Here is a 16,903-nt window from a genome sequence, read left to right as displayed (position 1 = left end):
GAGAGCCCGGCAGGGCCAGAGAACTCGCGCGGCAACCCACCACAGCCTGCGGCGCGAGTGGTCTTACTTCGCGGGCACCGCAGCGGCCGCACTCGGGGCAACGGCGCGCGGAGCCAACCGCTGCAACTGAGTCACGTGCTTCGGCTCGAGCTCGTCGATGCTCGTGACCTCGAGCAGTTTCATCGTGCGCACGATCTGCTCCGACAGAATCTGGATCGTGCGGTCAACGCCCTCGCGCCCGCCGGCCATGAGCCCGTAGAGGTAAGCGCGACCGATGAGGGTGAACTTGGCGCCGAGCGCCATCGAGGCAACGACATCCGCTCCGTTCATGATTCCCGTGTCGACCATCACTTCGACATCGCTGCCGACTTCGCGGGCGACTTCGGGCAAGAGGTGGAACGGGATGGGGGCGCGGTCGAGCTGGCGCCCGCCGTGGTTGGAGAGCAGGATGCCGTCGACGCCCAGATCAGCGAGGCGCTTCGAGTCTTCAAGGTTCTGCACACCCTTGATCACGATTTTGCCTGGCCACATGTCACGGATGATCTTGAGGTCGTCGTAGTTGATCGACGGATCCATGGCCGAGTCGAGCAGTTCGCCCACAGTGCCGCCCGTGGTCGCGAGTGATGCAAACTCGAGCGGGGGAGTCGTGAGGAAGTCGAACCACCACCACGGGCGCGGGATGGCGTTGAGGATGGTGCCTGCCGTCAGCTGCGGAGGGATGGAGAACCCATTGCGCTTGTCCCGCAGTCGCGCACCGGCAACCGGGGTGTCGACCGTGAACATCAGAGTGTCGTAGCCTGCGGCTGCCGCGCGCTCGACGAGGCCGTACGAGATCTCGCGTTCGCGCATGACATACAGCTGGAACCAGTTGCGGCCGTTCGGATTGGCGGCCTTCACATCTTCGATGGATGTCGTGCCCAGCGTCGAGAGAGTGAACGGAATTCCTGCTGCCGCCGCTGCGCCCGCGCCAGCAATCTCGCCTTCGGTCTGCATGAGGCGAGTGAAGCCGGTTGGTGCGATGCCGAAGGGCATGGCTGAGGTGCCGCCGAGAATCTGGGTGGTGGTGTCGACGTGCGAGGCGTCGCGCAGGATCGAGGGGTGGAACTCGATGTCTTCGAAGGCCTGGCGGGCGCGGCTCAGCGAGATCTCGCCTTCGGCCGAGCCATCCGTGTAGTCGTAGGCGGCTTTGGGGGTGCGTCGCTTGGCGATGTCTTTGAGGTCGTAAATCGTGAGGGCGCTATCGAGGCGGCGCTTCTTGCCGTTGAGCTCTGGTGCCTTGAACTTCATGAGCTTCGCGAGCTCTACGGGGTTCGGAAATTGACGCTTGACCATGGTTGCCTTTAGTTGTCGGTGTCGAGGTGGGTTAGGAGGCGATCGCGCGCCCCCAAGATGTGGTCGCGGGTGAGTTGCTCAGCGCTCGCGGCATCCCCGGCGGTGATGGCATCGAGGATGCCCTGGTGTTGTTCGGCCACCTCGTGGGCGGTGATGAGCTGGGCGGATTGAACCTGCCCGATGCATAGTTCGATTTCACCCATGAGCAGTTCGTGCAGGCGAGTGAGTCGTGAGCTGGGCTGACCGGCGACAAGCGCCCGGTGGAACTCGATGTCGTGATGCGCGAAATCATCGGTGGCGGTGAGGGCGCGGTGAGCGGCGAGCGCTTCTGCGGGGATAGCGCCGGCTTCGGCGAGTGCGGCCATCGCGGCAGCTTCGACGGTGGACCGGGTGTCGAAGAGGTCGAGAACGTCGTCGTAGCTGAGTTCGGGAACGCGGGCGGCGCGGTGGGCTTCACGACGCAAGAGTCCATCGGCGACGAGTCGATCGATCGCGATTCGCGCGGTGGGGCGGGCGACTCCGAAACGGAGCGCGACAGCCGATTCGGTGATGGCGGAGCCTGGCGCATCCTTCTGCGAAATGATGTCGGCTCGAAGTTTGTGGGCGACAGTATCGGGCAGCACTGCGGCGTTCTCGATCATGCGGCTCCCTCGTCGTCGTGTGGATTGTCAAACAATCTAGCAGAATGTATGACAAAGCAGAATAGCGACCTGTTAGGTTGACCTGATATGTGTTTGTGCGCAACAAAGGAGATGGCATGACAAAGCAACTGGCGTGGGGAATTCTGGGCACGGGCTGGATCGCGGGGCTACAAACCAGCGACCTCATCGAACACGGCCACAACGTCGTCGCGGTCGGATCTCGCACCGCAGAAGCGGCAGCTAAGTTCGCCGCAGAATACGGAATCCCGACCGTGCACGGCAGCTACGAAGAACTCGTTGCCGACCCCACCGTTGACGCCATCTATGTTGCGTCTCCCCATCCCTTCCACGAAGAGCACGCTCTGCTCGCGCTCAACGCCGGCAAGCATGTTCTCGTAGAAAAGGTGTTCACGATGAACGCGGCTCAGGCCGAGAACGTTGTCTCTCGGGCATCCGAACTGGGTCTTGTCGTTCTTGAAGCCATGTGGACGCGCTACCTGCCGCACATGGTGCGCATTCGTGAACTCATTAAGAGTGGTGCCCTCGGCACGATCCGCAGCGTGATCGCCGACCACAACCAGAACCTGTCCAGCGACCCCCTGCACAGGATCAACAACCCGCTGCTCGGTGGAGGAGCCCTGCTCGACCTCGGCATCTACCCGCTGTCGTTTGCCTACGACGTACTCGGAGCTCCTAGCAGCGTCGTCGCAGTGGCAACCAAGACAGCCACCGACGTGGATCGGCAAACCGCAATGATCTTGAGCTACGGCACCGAGGCTCAAGCCGTGCTGCAGACAACGCTTGACCTTCGTGGGCCAACCCGCGCCGTCATCGTCGGCAGCGAAGGCCGCATCGAGATCGCCGAGACCTGGTACGCGCCAACCGCCTATACGCGCTTCGATGCCGACGGAAACGTCGTCGAAGAATTTGACGGACGCACCACTGGTCGGGGCATGCAGTTTCAAGCCGCCGAACTTGAGCGCCTCGTCGCCGCAGGTGAACTTGCCAACGACATTCTCTCGCCCACCGAGAGCGTGCAGATCATGTGCACCCTCGACGAGATTCGTCGCCAGATCGCGCTGACCTACCCGATGCTCGACGAGGGCTAACGAGCGTTAGCGCGCAGTCGGAAAGTACCGCTTCGGCGAAAACGCCGCAGCGACGAGTGAACGCAGCGCCTCAAGCGAGCCCTCAACAAAACCCTGACCCCGCGCCTGAACAAGCACATTGCCAATGGCCGTCGCTTCAACGGGGCCCGCGAGCACCGGCATTCCACTGCGGTCCGCGATCAGTTGGCAGAGCAACTCGTTCTGCGAACCACCGCCGACGATATGGATGACCGACACCGACTTTCCGGAGAGATCCGAGGCCGTGCGTACGGCATCCACAAATACAACGCTGAGGCTCTCGATGATGCTGCGCACAAACTCGACGCGCGATTGCGGGGCCGGGAGATCGTGTTCGGTGCACCACTCGGCGATGCGCTCAGGCATCCCACCGGGGGCCATGAAGCGCGGGTCGTTTGCGTCAAAGGTGGGTACGCGCACGGTCAGTGCGGATGCTGCAGCCAACAACTCGAGAAGGTCAACGCTCGCGTCATCCTTCTGCCATTCGCGCACGCACTCGCTCAGCAACCACAAGCCCATGATGTTGTGCAGGTAACGCACCCGCCCGTCGACACCGCCCTCGTTCGTGAAGTTCGCGGCCCGGCTTGCCTCGGTGAGCACGGGCGAGCCCAGCTCAACACCCACGAGCCCCCAGGTGCCACACGAGATGTAAGCGAAGTCGTCGCCCGTGGCTGGCACAGCGACGACAGCGGATGCCGTGTCGTGCGATCCCACGGCGACCACGTCGGCACGGATGCCGAACTCGTCGCGCACCGGCCCCAGCGTTGTGCCGGGAGTGACCAGCTCAGGGAACAGGGTGCGGGAGAAGCCGAGCTTCTCGATGAGAGCGTCATCCCACTGACCGGTCGCTAGGTTGAGCAGCCCCGTTGTTGAGGCGTTAGTTTGTTCAGCGACCTGACGCCCCGTCAACCAGTAGTTGATGAGATCCGGAACAAGCAAGAAGCTATCGGCGCCCGCAAGGTTCTGCTCGGCAGCAAACTGATAGAGGGTGTTGAACGGCAGAAACTGCAGCCCGTTCGACGCATACAACTCGGCGTGATCGGCAATGGCATGCACCCGCTCGACCCCGGCTGCCGTGCGCTCGTCACGGTAGTGGAACGGGGGAGCGATCATCCGCCCGCCCTCCATCAACGCATAGTCAACAGCCCACGAATCAACGCCGATGCTCGATAGCTGTGGTTCTTCGCGAACGGCAGCTGCTAAGCCCGCGAGCACGCTTGAGTACAGCGCATCGATATCCCAGTGCAAGCCGTCTTCACGGCTTACCGGACCATTGGGAAAGCGTGCAACAGGCCGCACGCTGAGCTCATTGTGCCCGACATGGCCGAGCATGACCCGGCCACTCGTCGCGCCGAGGTCAACGGCGGCGACGGCTTTAGGCAACATGCGAGTACCGCCTCGGTCGCAGGCTCCCTCGGAGCTGGCGTCGCGCAACCGCTGACGCGATTGCCATAGCTCCAGCGCTCATCGTAAGAACGCCGCCGCAACACCAGCGTCGACCGGAATGTGCAGTCCAGTCGTGTGGCTGAGGTCGGGGCCCGTGAGCACGGAGACCGCGTTCGCGACGTTCTCGGGCAGAACCTCACGCTTGAGGATCGTGCGCTGAGCGTAGAACTTGCCAAGGTCTTCCTCTTCTACGCCGTAGGTCTTGGCGCGGTTGGCGCCCCAACCCGCAGCGAAGATGCCAGAACCGCGCACCACGCCATCGGGGTTGATGCCATTAACCTTCACGCCGTGCTCACCGAGCTCGACAGCAAGCAACCGCACTTGATGTGCCTGATCGGCCTTCGTGGCCGAGTAGGCGATGTTGTTGGGGCCAGCGAAAACCGAGTTCTTCGACGAAATGTAGATGACGTCGCCGCCCATGCCCTGCTCGATGAGCACCGGTGCGGTCGCCTTCGACACAAGGAACGAGCCCTTGGCCATAATGTCGTGCTGGAAGTCCCAATCCTGCTCCGTGGTCTCCAACAGCGGCTTCGAGAGCGAAACGCCCGCATTGTTCACGACGATATCGATGCCGCCAAAAGCGAGCACGGCATCCTGCACCATGCGGTCGATGGCTGCGGCATCCGTCACGTTGACCTTGAGGCCGATCGCGACATCGGCCGGGTTTGAATACGCAGCGCCGATCTCGGCGGCAGCAGCCTGAGCCTTCTCGAGGTCGAGGTCAGCAATGACGACGCAGGCGCCATCCGCAGCGAGGCGCGTAGCGATGGCCTTGCCGATGCCGGATGCTGCGCCGGTCACGAGGGCAACGCGCGTCGCGTGTGACTTGGGCTTGGGCATCCGCTGCAGTTTGGCTTCTTCGAGCGCCCAGTATTCGATGTTGAACTTCTCGGCGTCGCTGATGGGCGCGTAGGTCGAGATCGCTTCGGCTCCACGCATGACGTTGATGGCGTTGACGTAGAACTCGCCAGCAACACGGGCCGTCTGCTTGTTGGCCCCGTAGCTGAACATGCCGACGCCGGGAACGAGAACGATAAGCGGGTCGGCTCCACGGATCGCGGGGGAGTCATCGCTCGCGTGCTTGTCGTAGTACGCGGTGTAATCCTTGCGGTACTCCTCGTGCAGCTCTTTCAAACGCTCGATGCTCCTCTCGATCGAAGCGTTGGCTGGCAGGTCGAGCAGCAGTGGCTTGACTTTGGTGCGCACGAAGTGGTCAGGGCAGCTCGTGCCGAGGGCTGCGAGCTTGGGGGCGTTGGCCGAGGCGAGGTAGTCGAGTACCTCGTCGGAGTCAGTGAAGTGACCGACCATGGGGCGGTCATGGCTGGCGATGCCACGGATCGTTGCGGCTAGCGCAGCAGCCTTCTCGCGGCGTTCGCCTTCGGGCAGTGCCGCGTTCTTGGCGACAGTGCGGCCGAACGGGGCCTTCTTGCCTTTAGCCGCGATGTACTCTTCGGCGGTGGTGATGATCCAGAGGCTGTTCGCTTCTGCTTCGTCGCTCGTGTCACCCCATGCGGTGATTCCGTGACCACCGAGGATGCAGCCGATCGCCTTCGGGTTCTTTGCTTTGATCTCAGCGATGTCGAGCCCGAGCTGGAAGCCGGGGCGACGCCAGTCAACCCACACCACCTTATCGCCGAAGGCTTTCTTGGTGAGCTTCTTGCCATCTTTCGCCGTAGCGAAGGCGATTCCCGAGTCGGGGTGAAGGTGGTCGACGTGGGCAGCATCCACGAGTCCGTGCATGGCGGTGTCGATGGATGGCGCAGCGCCACCTTTACCGTGAAGGGTGTAGTCGAACGCCGCAACCATTTCGTCTTCGCGCTCAACGCCAGGGTAGACGTTCGTCATCGAGCGCAAACGGTCGAGGCGCAGCACGGCGAGGCCAGATTCCGTAAGTGTGCCAAGGTCTCCGCCGGAACCCTTGACCCACATGAGCTCAATAGGCTCGCCCGTGACAGGGTCGGTCTCGGTGCCCTTGGCTGAGGTGTTGCCGCCGGCGTAGTTGGTGACGCGGGGGTCAGAACCGAGTCGGTTGGAGCGGGCGATGAGCTCAGCTGCAGTGGGGTTCGTCATTAAGGTGTCCTAAGTGTCAGAGGCGAAAGGTGTGAGAGGGAGCGATCGTGCGGTCGCTTTAGGCTCCCCAACCAGCCTGCACGCCACCAACGCGGTCTTCGGCGATTTTCTGTTGGTAGCCGGATGCCGCGTACGCCGCCATCGGGTCGGCGGGCAAGCCGCGCGACTCGCGCCAGGCCGCAAGGTCACCGCGAACATCCGTGTAGAAGGCATCCATCAGGATTCCGTTGGCACCGAGTACATCGCCAGCGTCTTGGGCTGCTGTAAGAGCATCCGTGTCGACGAGCAGTGCGCGGGCGGTCATTTCTTGCACGTTGAGCACCGAACGCATTTGGCCGGGAATCTTGTCTTCGACGTTGTGGCACTGGTCGAGCATGAAGGCCACACCGCTGTCGGCGCCGTAGCCGCCGCCACGAACAACTTCATGCAGGATGCGGAACAGTTGGAAGGGGTCAGCGGCACCCACAATGAGATCGTCGTCAGCGTAGAAACGTGAGTTGAAGTCGAAGGAGCCGAGCTTGCCGAGGCGCAGCAACTGCATCACGATGAACTCGATGTTGGTGCCGGGAGCGTGGTGGCCGGTGTCGAGGCACACGAGTGCGCGCTCGCCGAGAGCGGCAACTTGGGCGTAGCTGGTTCCCCAGTCCGGAACATCCATGTGATAAAAAGCGGGTTCGAAGAACTTGTACTCAAGCACCATGCGCTGTTCGCCGCTCAAGCGGTCGTAGATTTTCTGCAGCGAGTCGGCGAGGCGGTCTTGGCGGCCACGAAGGTCAGCCTGGCCGGGATAGTTTGATCCGTCGGCGAGCCAGATTTTGAGGTCGCGTGACCCTGTCTGGCCCATGATGTCGATGCAGTCGAAGTGGTGATCGATGGCCTTCTGGCGAATTGTCGGGTCGACATGCGTGAGCGACCCAAACTTGTAGTCGTCGTCTTGGAAGGTGTTTGAGTTCACGGTTCCGAGTTCAACGCCGTGCTCGTTCGCAAAGCTGCGCAGCGCGCTGTAGTCCTCTACTTTGTCCCACGGGATGTGCAGGGCAACAGTCGGCGACAGTGCCGTGTACTTGTTGACCTGGGCGGCATCCGCAATCTTCTCTTCGGGGGTGCGTGGGGTTCCTGGGGTGCCGAAGACCTTGAACCGAGTGCCCGAGTTGCCGAAAGCCCACGAGGGGAGTTCGATGGCCTGCTCTTCGAGGCGGGATGCGATTGAGCTGAAATGCGCCATGGGAATTCTTACTTTCTGCTGAAGGTGCGGCGGGTTGAGATTTATGGGGTCGCGACGAGTAGCGTTCGCTCGCGAGCGGCTGAGGGAATCGTGTAAATGAATCGATTCAAAGTGAGTCTAATCCGAGTTACTTGGTGAGACAATTCATTCATGCGGCCCCCTCCTGCTGGCGTCGAGCTGATGCTCGAGATTGAACACTTCAGTGAGCGAGATGAAACCCTCATCGGGTGGAACATCGAGATCAACAAAGTGCTCGCCCATGGTTTGCTGCCATCGAGAGTTCACGTCGGTCGCTGCCATTGCTCGTTGCGAGGCAGCAAGGTCGTCTGCCTCGACGTAGCCAATCAATAGTCCGTCGGCGCGAAGAAAGAGTGAGTAGTTGTGCCACCCGGTTGCAGCAAGGGCCTCAAGCATTTCGGGCCACACAGCAGCGTGCGCTGCCTTATAGGCGTCGATGTGGTCAGGCTTCACTTGCAGCTGAAAGCAGTATCGGTTCACGGATGCCCTCCTAACGCCATTGGGGAAGGTCGGCCATGTCGACGTGGCGGTGTTCAATTCCGAGGAGGCTTGCTGCAGCATGGATGTCGCCAGCAATATGGCCAACGCAGAGTGCCCAGTGGTGGCCAATGCCAGTCTGCGACCATTCATCGACCCACTCGCCCGGGTCGCCGCCGAAGCTCACTCGCGAGGTCGTATTGCCAATTTCTAGCAGCGGCCCAGAAGTCACAGTTCCCTCACTAGTGATGAACGTGTAGCTGCCGTCGCGATCCTGACCGATCCCGAAAGTCGTGACCGGTCCCTGCTTCACATCAAACTCAACGGATACCCCGTAGCCACGTTTGCCGTGGTAAACCCCGAGGCCGCGCAGCAGCGGATCACGCTCCGACACTGCGAGGTGGGCTGGTCCGTCGTGACCCATTTCCACTACGTCGTCAAAGAAGTTGAGCGCCTGGATTTCTGTGAATGATCCTCCTGCGCCGATGGTGTGTGCGGCGAGCATGGCCAAACTGGTGCGCAACTCATATTCACCGACAAAGGGAATACCGCGAGCAGTGAGTAGTGATGAGCCGAGAATCATGCCTGCGCCGAGACGCTCGTGCAGCTCACCATTGAGTCCGCGGTGGTAGTACGCAGCGGAGTCTAGATCAAAGTCCTCGACCAACCGATCAAGCCCAACGCTGACTTTGGCACCCCAGGCGAAGTCTTCTTCGCGAACGGACTCGTCGAGAGTGAACAATTCGCGGGCGAGTTTCATGCGATCGGCGACTTGGTTATCGGTCACTTCGTCGACTCGAACACGCAGGTCGTCGAATTCAAGGACTTCAACGTGTGAGCCGAATTGACTCGATACCAACGTGAGGTCGGTCGAGACATCGAGCATGCCCGGGTAGACGTGGCCCATGAGGCCGTGACGGGCGTGGCGAAGCGTGGCGCGTACTTTTGCCGCGTTTACCCAGCGATTGATGCGAGTCCACGCACGTTCATCTTTCAGGTGCCCGGAAACACTGCGGAACTCAATACCTGCACGCTTGAAGACGTTGGCTACTTCGGGTACAGGGCATTGGCCGCAATACGCTAGCCACTTTCCAGTATCGAAATTGGCGTGATCCATCGCCTCGGTTGGCTGCAGATCAATCACGAGCACCGGAGTCTTTGAGCGCTGGGCAATCGGAAGAACCATGGATGCCGTGAGGTAGGTGGTGAGGAAGATGACGATGAGGTCGCAATCAGCGCGCCGCAATTTCTCTGCCGCGACGGTGGCCTCTTGGGCATCCGAGATGAATCCGACGTCGACGACTTCTGCATCAAGTGCGGTGAACCGGTCGGTGACGTACTTGCTCGACTCCTGAAGTTGAGGGAGGAGCGCGGGGAACTGTGGCCAGTAGGCTGCGAGGCCGCCGGCGACAAGGCCAATGCGGGTGCTGCGACGGGTTTTGGCGGGAAGCAGTTCTGAAGCTGGAGTAAGGGACATCATCGGCTCCGAAAATCTAGTCTGGTGGTTGTGGCGAAGTGTGTTTCTCCGGGTCGGCTTTTCAGCCGACCCGGAGAAGCAAGCGGCTAGTTAGAAGTCGTACTCATCGATGTTGTCTGCGTTGAAGCGCGTCGGCGGTCCAACGATGGCTACACCGTTCGCTCCCACAGTGATTTCGCCCATGTCGCCAGCGTCGAAGGTGTCGCCTTCTGCGCCAGTGATGGTTCCATCAACGAGAGCCTTGCCAGCAAATGCTGCAACGTAGCCGAGCTGTGCAGGGTCCCAGAGAGCGAACTCTTGAACGGTGCCGTCCTTGACGAACTCGCGCATTTCGTTCGGAAGTCCAAGACCAGTCAGAGCGACCTTGCCCTTGTAGTCCGAGGTCGAAATGTACTTGGCTGCTGCAGCAATACCGACTGTTGTGGGCGAGATGATGCCCGCGAGGTCAGGGTACGACGAGAGCAGTCCCTGGGTCTCTTGGAAGGACTTGTCGGCGTCGTCATCGCCGTAGACCTTGGCTACGAGCGTGATGTCCGAGTAGTCAGGGTTCGAAGCGAGTTCTTCTTCCATGAACTTGATCCACTCGTTCTGGTTGGTCGCGGTTGCCGTTGCCGACAGGATCGCGATTTCACCAGATCCACCGATCTGCTCGGAGATGATCTCCAGCTGAATCAGTGCGACATCCTTGGCAACAACTTGGCTGATGAAGATGTCGCGGTAGTCGGGGTTGGTGTCAGAGTCGAACGCCACAATCTTCGCGCCAGCTTCGCGTGCCGTCTGAAGTGCAGGCCCTACGGCATCGGGGTCGTTAGCCGCGATGACAATAACGTTCGTGCCTTCCTGCGTTGCCTGTTCGATGAACGGAATCTGAGCGCTTGCGCTTGCCTCAAGGGGCCCGAGGACCTGAGAGTCGTAGCCAATTGCATCTGCTCCCTCGGCACCTCCACCAAGAACCACGTCGGTGTAGGGGTTGTTGAGCTGCTTGGGGAGGAAGGCGATGGTTCCAGCGCCGGCATCGCCGCCGCCGGCATCGCCACCGTCAGTTGCAGCACAACCGGTCGCGGCGAGCGCCACCACGGTTGCGATTGCAGCAACAGTGCCGATACGGCGACCGTTGCTGTTCGTGGAAAACAACTTCATTGTTCTTCCTTTCGTAAAGACGCCTGGTGCTTAGGCGCTGGTTGTGCCTGGGGCGTTCTGCCCCTGGACTTCTCGGTGCATCCGGTTCAACCGAATACGTTCTTTGGCCCAGCCGATGACGCTGGGGGCAACAACGGAGAGCACAAGCAATCCGCCGGTGACAATGATCAGTGCCGTCTCGGGCACCTTTGCGAGCCGAAGTGCGTACGTGAGAGTGCCAATCAGCAGCACTCCTCCAACCACGCCAGGAATGTTTCCCTTGCCGCCGAAAATCGAGACGCCGCCGAGTAGCACTGCAGCGATCACGCTGAGTTCTAGGCCCGTTCCGTTGTCGGGACCGGCGCTTGCCAGTCGCAGTGTGAGGAACACACCCACCATCGATGACACCACTCCGGTGCCCACGAACAGCCAGAATTTGGCGTGCCCGACCCGAACCCCTACAAAAGTTGCAGCTTGCGGACTGTAGCCCAGCGCGTAAAGACCACGGCCAAAGGGGGTGAAGTGAAGGAGAACCGCAAAGAAGGCGATCACGATCAGCACGAAGATCATCATTACGGGAATCCCGGTGTTCCCGATTTTGGAGAGCACGAATGCGTTGAGTTCTTTCGGAAAGCTCGCGACTTTCTGGTCACCAATCACGACGAGGGCAAGGCCTCGGTATAGCGCTAATGTTCCGATTGTCACGGCGAGCGACGGCAGGCCCAGAGTCGTGATGAGGAATCCGTTGAACGCTCCACACACCACTCCGATAAGAATTGAGAGCGCAATAACGATTCCGATATCGAGGCCGCTATCGCGCCACAAGACACCCATCGCGGCGCTTGTCAGCCCTGCGGTTGATGCAACCGAGAGGTCGATCTCGCCTGAAACAATCACGAGTGCCATCGGCATCGCGATGAGCAGGATCGGGATGACCTGAATAAGAAGGAACCCCACGGTGAGTGTTGAGGCAAAGAAGTTGACGGACACCATGGAGATGACCACAACGGCAATCAGAATGTAGAAGATCACGGCATCATGGCCGAGCAGGCGCTGGCTCAACTGACCGCGTGAGCGTCGAGTAGTGGTCTCAGACATCTTTTGCCTCTTTCGCTCGCAGCTTGCGGGTCTTTCGCAGCGCAACGACTCGGTCGATGATGATCGCGGCCAGGATGAGTACACCCACGATCGCTTGCTGCCAGAATTTGTCGACACGGGTTGCAGTAAGCGCCCCCGTGATGGTGGAAAGCAGCACAGCACCGATCGCGGCACCAGCGACTGTGCCGGAGCCGCCGAAGATCGCGACGCCTCCGACGACCACCGCGGCAACAACATCGAGTTCAATCCCGGAGCCGGTGAGAGCACCTACGGAGTTGTAGCGCGAGGTGTATAAAACCCCGGCAAGCCCCGTCAAGGCGCCACATGCGATGAATGCGCTGAGGACTCGCCCGGGAACGGGAATTCCGAACAGCCGCGCGGCGTCTGGATCCGAGCCAATTGCGTAGAGGTCGCGGCCGCTTCGAACAGAACTCATGAACATCGCGACAGCCACGGTAATGACCAAGGCAATGATCGTGATGATCGGGATCGAGAGGAAGGTGTCGACGGACAGGTTGCCGAAGGCTTTGGGGTTGTCGCCAGAGAAGAACTGTGTGGAGCCGGCCCAGCTCGTGAGCACTCCGCGGAAAATGTAGAGAGTCCCCAGCGTGATTACTAGCGCTGGCACCTTCGCTGAGGTCACGAGTACCCCATTGATGGCGCCGAGCACTCCTCCAAAAGCCATACCGACTACGAAGACCAAGATCAGGGGGATGTTGGGGAAAATATCGAAGAGGGTGCCTGTGCCGAAAGCAACGAGCCCGAGGATCGCACCGACCGAGAGGTCAACGTTGCGGGTGATGATGACGAGCGCCTGCCCCACGGCCAGAATGACCATGATGGTGGCGTTCAACATCAAGTCTTTTGTGCTCTGCGGCGAAAGGAAACGAGGGTTGATGATCGTCGTGATGATGATCAGCGCGATGAGGGCGCTCGCTACGGGAATCTCTCGTGCAGTGATGAAGCGCTTGAGCGCGCTCGTTCGTGGCGCGGCCGGTGCGTGGGTCACGGTGCTCACTTGCCCGCCTCCATTTCAATAGGCGTTTCGAGGTTGGGGCGGTTCACGTCGAGCACATCATGGTTGCCTGTCGCGGCCTGCATCACTAGCTCGGCTGACGCTTCTGAGCGGTTGAGGGTGGCCGAAATCCGGCCCTCGTGCATGACAAGAACGCGATCTGCCATTCCGAGCACCTCGGGTAGCTCTGAAGAAATCATGAGGATGGCGATGCCGCGTCCTGCAAGATCGGAGATGAGCCTGTGGACTTCAGCCTTCGTTCCTACGTCAATGCCACGAGTGGGTTCATCGACAATGAGAAACGTCGGGTCGGTGGCGAGCCACTTGGCCAGTACGACTTTTTGCTGGTTTCCACCGGAGAGGGTTGAGACGGCGAGATCCTGCGAACCCGTCTTGACCTGCAGTCGTTGCGACCACTCTTCAGCTGCTTCGCGCTCACGGCGCCCCGAGATAAGACCGAAGCGCGCGAGTGAGTTACGCAGGGTAAGAGTGGCGTTTCGGGAGACGGAGAGGTCGAGCACAAGTCCTTGCTTGCGGCGGTCTTCGGGTACGAATCCGATTCCGGCTGCAATGGCATCTCGTGGGCTGTGCGGCTTGAGCGTTCTGCCGTGGAGGCTAACGCTGCCGGAGTCGTAGGAGTCGATACCGAATATGGCACGGGCCACCTCGGTGCGGCCGGCGCCGACGAGGCCAGCGAGAGCCACAATCTCTCCTGCACGGACTTCGAAGCTAATTCCAGTGAACGTTCCTGCGCTGTTGAGGTTCTCGACTTTGAGGACAACGTCGCCGATTTCGGCGGTCTCTTTCGGGAATAGCTCACCCAGTTCGCGACCAACCATCTCTTGCACGATTTCGGGAACAGTTACATCCGCGGTCCTGTGCACTTGGATGTAGCGGCCGTCGCGCATGACGGTGATGCGGTCGGACAGGTCGAAGACTTCTTCAAAGCGGTGAGAAATGAAGAGGATGCCGGCGCCTTTGTCGCGCAGTGCGCGAGCGACGCTAAAAAGTCGTTCTACTTCTACTCCGGAGAGCGCCGCTGTTGGCTCGTCCATGACGAGCACGTTGGCGTCGAGCGAGATTGCTTTCGCGATTTCGATGATCTGTTGGTCGGCAATCGAGAGGCCGTCGGCGATGCGGTCAGGATCGATCGGAACGCCGAGAGTCTCGAAGAGTTCTGCTGCCTTGCGGCGCATCTCACTGCGGCTGATGAGGCCGAAGCGACCTTTGGGTTGGCGCCCGATGAAGATGTTCTCGGCGACGCTGAGATCAGGAAACAGGGTTGGCTCTTGGTAGATGACCGAAATGCCTGCTGCCTTGCTTTCGCTGACGTTGCGGAACTGGGCGCTCTTGCCAGCGACCCGGAACTCGCCTCCGTCGGGTGAGTGCACGCCTGCGAGAATCTTGACAAGGGTTGACTTGCCCGCACCGTTCTCGCCGACGAGTGCGTGAATCTCTCCGGGGAGAACCTCGATCGTTCCGTCCGCTAGGGCTACAACCGGGCCGAACGTCTTCGATGCGCCCTTGAGGCTGAGCGCGGGGGGTGCAGAGGCGGGTGATGCCGCTGACTTTTCTGCTTCAGTCGCCATTGAACTGTCGTGCCTCCGCGTTGAGTTAGTGCTGTGGTTGTCGTGCAAGCGGCTCAGATAAATCACTGAACGGCAAAAATTGAATCGATAAAATCAATATTTCCAGAACGATACGTCCTTGGATTAGGTCGCGTCAAGCCCGGAGCGAGCGCCCGGGGCAAGTGGTTGGCCGAAACGGAGTGAATCGTTACACTCTGTTCAGGGTCGAGAACATTTCTCGCTTCCCTCTGTAGCCCAGTGCTGAGCTGAAAAGTTGTGGTTTCGATATGTCAACGCCGAGTGTGCATGATGTCGCCAAGAGTGCTGGCGTTTCCGTCGGCACCGTGTCAAACGTGCTGAACCACCCCCACAAAGTCTCGCCAGCGACGGTAAAAAGGGTGCAGAAAGCAATCGAGGCGCTCGGCTTCGTTCGTAATGATGCCGCCAGGCAACTTCGTGTTGGTCATAGCCAAACTATTGGTCTCGTGGTGCTCGACGTACGGAACCCCTTTTTCACGGACATTGCTCGCGGCGCCGAGGATAAAGCGGCTGAAGGCGGCCTGACGGTCACGCTAGGAAACAGCGACGAGAGCAGCGAGCGTGAAGCTAAGTATCTAGATCTATTTGAGCAGCAAAGAGTTTTCGGTGTTCTGATCTCCCCGTACGGTGACATCAGCGCCCGGCTCGATTCGATGCGTAAACGCGGGATCCCGTCGGTGCTCGTCGACAGAGAAAGCCCTAACTCCACGTTTAGTTCGGTTTCGGTCGACGATATTGTCGGAGGCAGGTTGGCTGCTCAACACCTCCTAGATATTGGTCGTCGCCGCATTGCCTTTGTGGGTGGCCCTATGGCTATTCGTCAGGTTTCCGATCGACTCGCTGGTGCCCAGAGCGCAGCAGACGAGGTTCCGAACGCACAGATTGATGTCATCGAGCTTGATGCGCTTACCGTTATTGCGGGCCGCGATGCGGGGGCAATGATTCTTGCGAGAGCTCCGCATGAGCGCCCTGACGCTATTTTTGCAGCGAACGACCTGGTCGCGATGGGTGTGCTGCAAGCGCTCCTCATGAGCTCTGATGGGGGTCCTTCTGTTCGAGTGCCAGAGGACATTGCGCTCATTGGCTATGACGATATCGACTTTGCTAGCGCCGCCGTAGTGCCGCTTTCATCGATTAGCCAGCCAAGCGCTCAAATGGGGCAAACTGCGGTTGAGCTACTTCTTAATGAGGCTGCGGACCCCAGCGCTGATCGTCGAAAAGTGGTCTTCTCGCCTAAACTCGTCGTTCGCGAATCGACGGCTCCGCGGCTATAGCTAGCGCCCCTCAACCACCACATGGGCCAGCGGCTCACCCGCGACGAGGCGACGGGCTTGCTCGCGCATGAGAGCATCCACTCGAGGGTGCATTGCCGACGTTGCCCCGCCGATGTGCGGAGTGATGCTCACGCCGCGCGTTGACCACAGGGGGTGATCGCTCGGCAGTGGTTCGGGTTCGGTGACGTCAAGCGCTGCGCGAACATGACCGGCGGATGCCGCAGCCACGAGTGCGTCGGTGTCGACGATCTTGCCGCGAGACACATTCACGAGCAGCGCGCCAGGCTTCATCGCTTGCAAGAAGGCGGCGTTGACGAGTCCTGTTGTGCTCTCGCTGAGGGGAACGGCGATTGCCACTATGTCGGCCTTGGCGAGCAGGGCGGGCAGGGCATCCATTGATTGCACGGCACCTCTCGCGTCGCTGCGGTTGGTGCGGGCGACGCGCACAACGTTGGCGTCAAACGGGGCGAGCTTGTCGGCGATCTGGTTGCCGACGCCTCCTGCACCAAGAATGACGACGGTCTTTCCGGCAACTCCGGCCTGCTCGTGCTGGTTCCACGTGCCGGTCTGCTGATTGGCGAAGTGTTCGGCAAAGCCGCGCTGTTCGGAGATGATCATGCCGACGGCGAGTTCAGCGGTGGATGCTTCGTGCACGCCGACAGCGTTGCAGTAGGTGATCCCCGCCGGGAGGCGATCTTCGATGCCGTCGAAGCCGAGCGATTGTGATTGGAGGGCGGCGACATCCATTCCTTCAAAGGAGCGAAGACCGCCGGCGGCTCCGAGGTAACCCAGCAGCGCGAGGTCAACGTGCACAGGGGGTGCGCCGTCTGCCGGACCCCACACGATGACATTGACGTCGGGCAATTGTGGCGCGAGCCTGTCAAAAATCTGCTGGTCGGGAAGGGCGATCGTGATCATGGCGCAAGTCTCCTGAGCGGGGTGGCGGGCAGCGGCCTCTCCAGCATGCCTTATGGAAA

At 60.5% G+C, this 16,903-nt stretch carries 14 protein-coding genes; 2 read left to right on the top strand and 12 right to left on the bottom strand.

The genetic code is table 11. The features are described from left to right. Window positions 1-63: 63 nt before the first annotated feature. Both AACZ26_RS00510 and AACZ26_RS00505 read right to left on the bottom strand, forming a co-directional pair. Window positions 64-1,332: an alpha-hydroxy acid oxidase gene (locus tag AACZ26_RS00510; RefSeq protein WP_339618329.1), complete on the bottom strand. Its 1,269-nt coding sequence runs from the start codon at window positions 1,330-1,332 to the stop codon at window positions 64-66. Between the two features lie 8 nt (window positions 1,333-1,340). Beyond that, entirely contained in the window at window positions 1,341-1,973 is a 633-nt protein-coding gene (locus AACZ26_RS00505; RefSeq protein ID WP_339618328.1) for a GntR family transcriptional regulator, read from the bottom strand. 116 nt (window positions 1,974-2,089) lie between these two features. Here AACZ26_RS00505 and AACZ26_RS00500 point away from each other — a divergent pair, with 116 nt between their 5' ends. Beyond that, complete coding sequence (locus tag AACZ26_RS00500; protein ID WP_339618327.1) at window positions 2,090-3,082, top strand: Gfo/Idh/MocA family oxidoreductase; 993 nt, start codon at window positions 2,090-2,092, stop codon at window positions 3,080-3,082. Window positions 3,083-3,088: 6 nt separating this feature from the next. On the opposite strand, the gene AACZ26_RS00495 is transcribed toward AACZ26_RS00500, so the two are convergent. The 9 genes from AACZ26_RS00495 to AACZ26_RS00455 all read right to left on the bottom strand — a co-directional run bounded on the left by AACZ26_RS00495 (window position 3,089) and on the right by AACZ26_RS00455 (window position 14,634). Further along, window positions 3,089-4,486: a rhamnulokinase family protein gene (locus tag AACZ26_RS00495; protein WP_339618326.1), complete on the bottom strand. Its 1,398-nt coding sequence runs from the start codon at window positions 4,484-4,486 to the stop codon at window positions 3,089-3,091. A gap of 78 nt (window positions 4,487-4,564) precedes the next feature. After that, on the bottom strand, window positions 4,565-6,616 hold the full coding sequence (locus tag AACZ26_RS00490) for a bifunctional aldolase/short-chain dehydrogenase (protein WP_339618325.1): 2,052 nt from the start codon (window positions 6,614-6,616) through the stop codon (window positions 4,565-4,567). Window positions 6,617-6,674: 58 nt separating this feature from the next. After that, window positions 6,675-7,841, bottom strand: coding sequence for an L-rhamnose isomerase (gene rhaI / locus AACZ26_RS00485; protein WP_339618324.1), 1,167 nt, complete (start codon window positions 7,839-7,841; stop codon window positions 6,675-6,677). 144 nt (window positions 7,842-7,985) lie between these two features. Beyond that, a complete protein-coding gene (locus AACZ26_RS00480; RefSeq protein ID WP_339618323.1) occupies window positions 7,986-8,339 on the bottom strand; it encodes an L-rhamnose mutarotase in 354 nt (117 codons plus the stop codon). 10 nt (window positions 8,340-8,349) lie between these two features. Next, window positions 8,350-9,816, bottom strand: coding sequence for an L-fucose/L-arabinose isomerase family protein (locus tag AACZ26_RS00475; protein ID WP_339618322.1), 1,467 nt, complete (start codon window positions 9,814-9,816; stop codon window positions 8,350-8,352). A gap of 87 nt (window positions 9,817-9,903) precedes the next feature. Beyond that, complete coding sequence (gene rhaS, locus AACZ26_RS00470; RefSeq protein WP_339618321.1) at window positions 9,904-10,953, bottom strand: rhamnose ABC transporter substrate-binding protein; 1,050 nt, start codon at window positions 10,951-10,953, stop codon at window positions 9,904-9,906. Window positions 10,954-10,983: 30 nt separating this feature from the next. Then, window positions 10,984-12,030 (bottom strand): ABC transporter permease, encoded by a 1,047-nt coding sequence (locus AACZ26_RS00465; RefSeq protein WP_339618320.1) that lies wholly within the window; start codon window positions 12,028-12,030, stop codon window positions 10,984-10,986. Next, on the bottom strand, window positions 12,023-13,048 hold the full coding sequence (locus AACZ26_RS00460; protein WP_339618319.1) for an ABC transporter permease: 1,026 nt from the start codon (window positions 13,046-13,048) through the stop codon (window positions 12,023-12,025). The genes AACZ26_RS00465 and AACZ26_RS00460 overlap by 8 nt, the downstream gene beginning before the upstream one ends. Then, window positions 13,045-14,634 (bottom strand): sugar ABC transporter ATP-binding protein, encoded by a 1,590-nt coding sequence (locus AACZ26_RS00455; RefSeq protein ID WP_339618318.1) that lies wholly within the window; start codon window positions 14,632-14,634, stop codon window positions 13,045-13,047. The genes AACZ26_RS00460 and AACZ26_RS00455 overlap by 4 nt, the downstream gene beginning before the upstream one ends. 266 nt (window positions 14,635-14,900) lie before the next feature. Here AACZ26_RS00455 and AACZ26_RS00450 point away from each other — a divergent pair, with 266 nt between their 5' ends. After that, on the top strand, window positions 14,901-15,926 hold the full coding sequence (locus tag AACZ26_RS00450) for a substrate-binding domain-containing protein (protein ID WP_339618317.1): 1,026 nt from the start codon (window positions 14,901-14,903) through the stop codon (window positions 15,924-15,926). On the opposite strand, the gene AACZ26_RS00445 is transcribed toward AACZ26_RS00450, so the two are convergent. After that, window positions 15,927-16,844, bottom strand: coding sequence for a 2-hydroxyacid dehydrogenase (locus AACZ26_RS00445; RefSeq protein ID WP_339618316.1), 918 nt, complete (start codon window positions 16,842-16,844; stop codon window positions 15,927-15,929). Window positions 16,845-16,903: the final 59 nt, after the last annotated feature.

It is taken from the genome of uncultured Salinibacterium sp. (assembly GCF_963974405.1).
Lineage (GTDB): Bacteria > Actinomycetota > Actinomycetes > Actinomycetales > Microbacteriaceae > Rhodoglobus.
Note: the sequence above shows the minus strand (reverse complement) of the source record. Positions and strands in the feature narration are given on the sequence as shown.

Excerpts from the sequence above, each read along its gene's own strand:
- AACZ26_RS00450 (WP_339618317.1), top strand. The coding sequence starts at position 14,901 with ATGTCAACGCCGAGTGTGCATGATGTCGCCAAGAGTGCTGGCGTTTCC.
- AACZ26_RS00495 (WP_339618326.1), bottom strand. The coding sequence starts at position 4,486 with ATGTTGCCTAAAGCCGTCGCCGCCGTTGACCTCGGCGCGACGAGTGGC.
- AACZ26_RS00505 (WP_339618328.1), bottom strand. The coding sequence starts at position 1,973 with ATGATCGAGAACGCCGCAGTGCTGCCCGATACTGTCGCCCACAAACTT.
- AACZ26_RS00510 (WP_339618329.1), bottom strand. The coding sequence starts at position 1,332 with ATGGTCAAGCGTCAATTTCCGAACCCCGTAGAGCTCGCGAAGCTCATG.
- AACZ26_RS00490 (WP_339618325.1), bottom strand. The coding sequence starts at position 6,616 with ATGACGAACCCCACTGCAGCTGAGCTCATCGCCCGCTCCAACCGACTC.
- AACZ26_RS00465 (WP_339618320.1), bottom strand. The coding sequence starts at position 12,030 with ATGTCTGAGACCACTACTCGACGCTCACGCGGTCAGTTGAGCCAGCGC.
- AACZ26_RS00500 (WP_339618327.1), top strand. The coding sequence starts at position 2,090 with ATGACAAAGCAACTGGCGTGGGGAATTCTGGGCACGGGCTGGATCGCG.
- AACZ26_RS00455 (WP_339618318.1), bottom strand. The coding sequence starts at position 14,634 with ATGGCGACTGAAGCAGAAAAGTCAGCGGCATCACCCGCCTCTGCACCC.
- rhaI (WP_339618324.1), bottom strand. The coding sequence starts at position 7,841 with ATGGCGCATTTCAGCTCAATCGCATCCCGCCTCGAAGAGCAGGCCATC.
- rhaS (WP_339618321.1), bottom strand. The coding sequence starts at position 10,953 with ATGAAGTTGTTTTCCACGAACAGCAACGGTCGCCGTATCGGCACTGTT.
- AACZ26_RS00475 (WP_339618322.1), bottom strand. The coding sequence starts at position 9,816 with ATGATGTCCCTTACTCCAGCTTCAGAACTGCTTCCCGCCAAAACCCGT.
- AACZ26_RS00445 (WP_339618316.1), bottom strand. The coding sequence starts at position 16,844 with ATGATCACGATCGCCCTTCCCGACCAGCAGATTTTTGACAGGCTCGCG.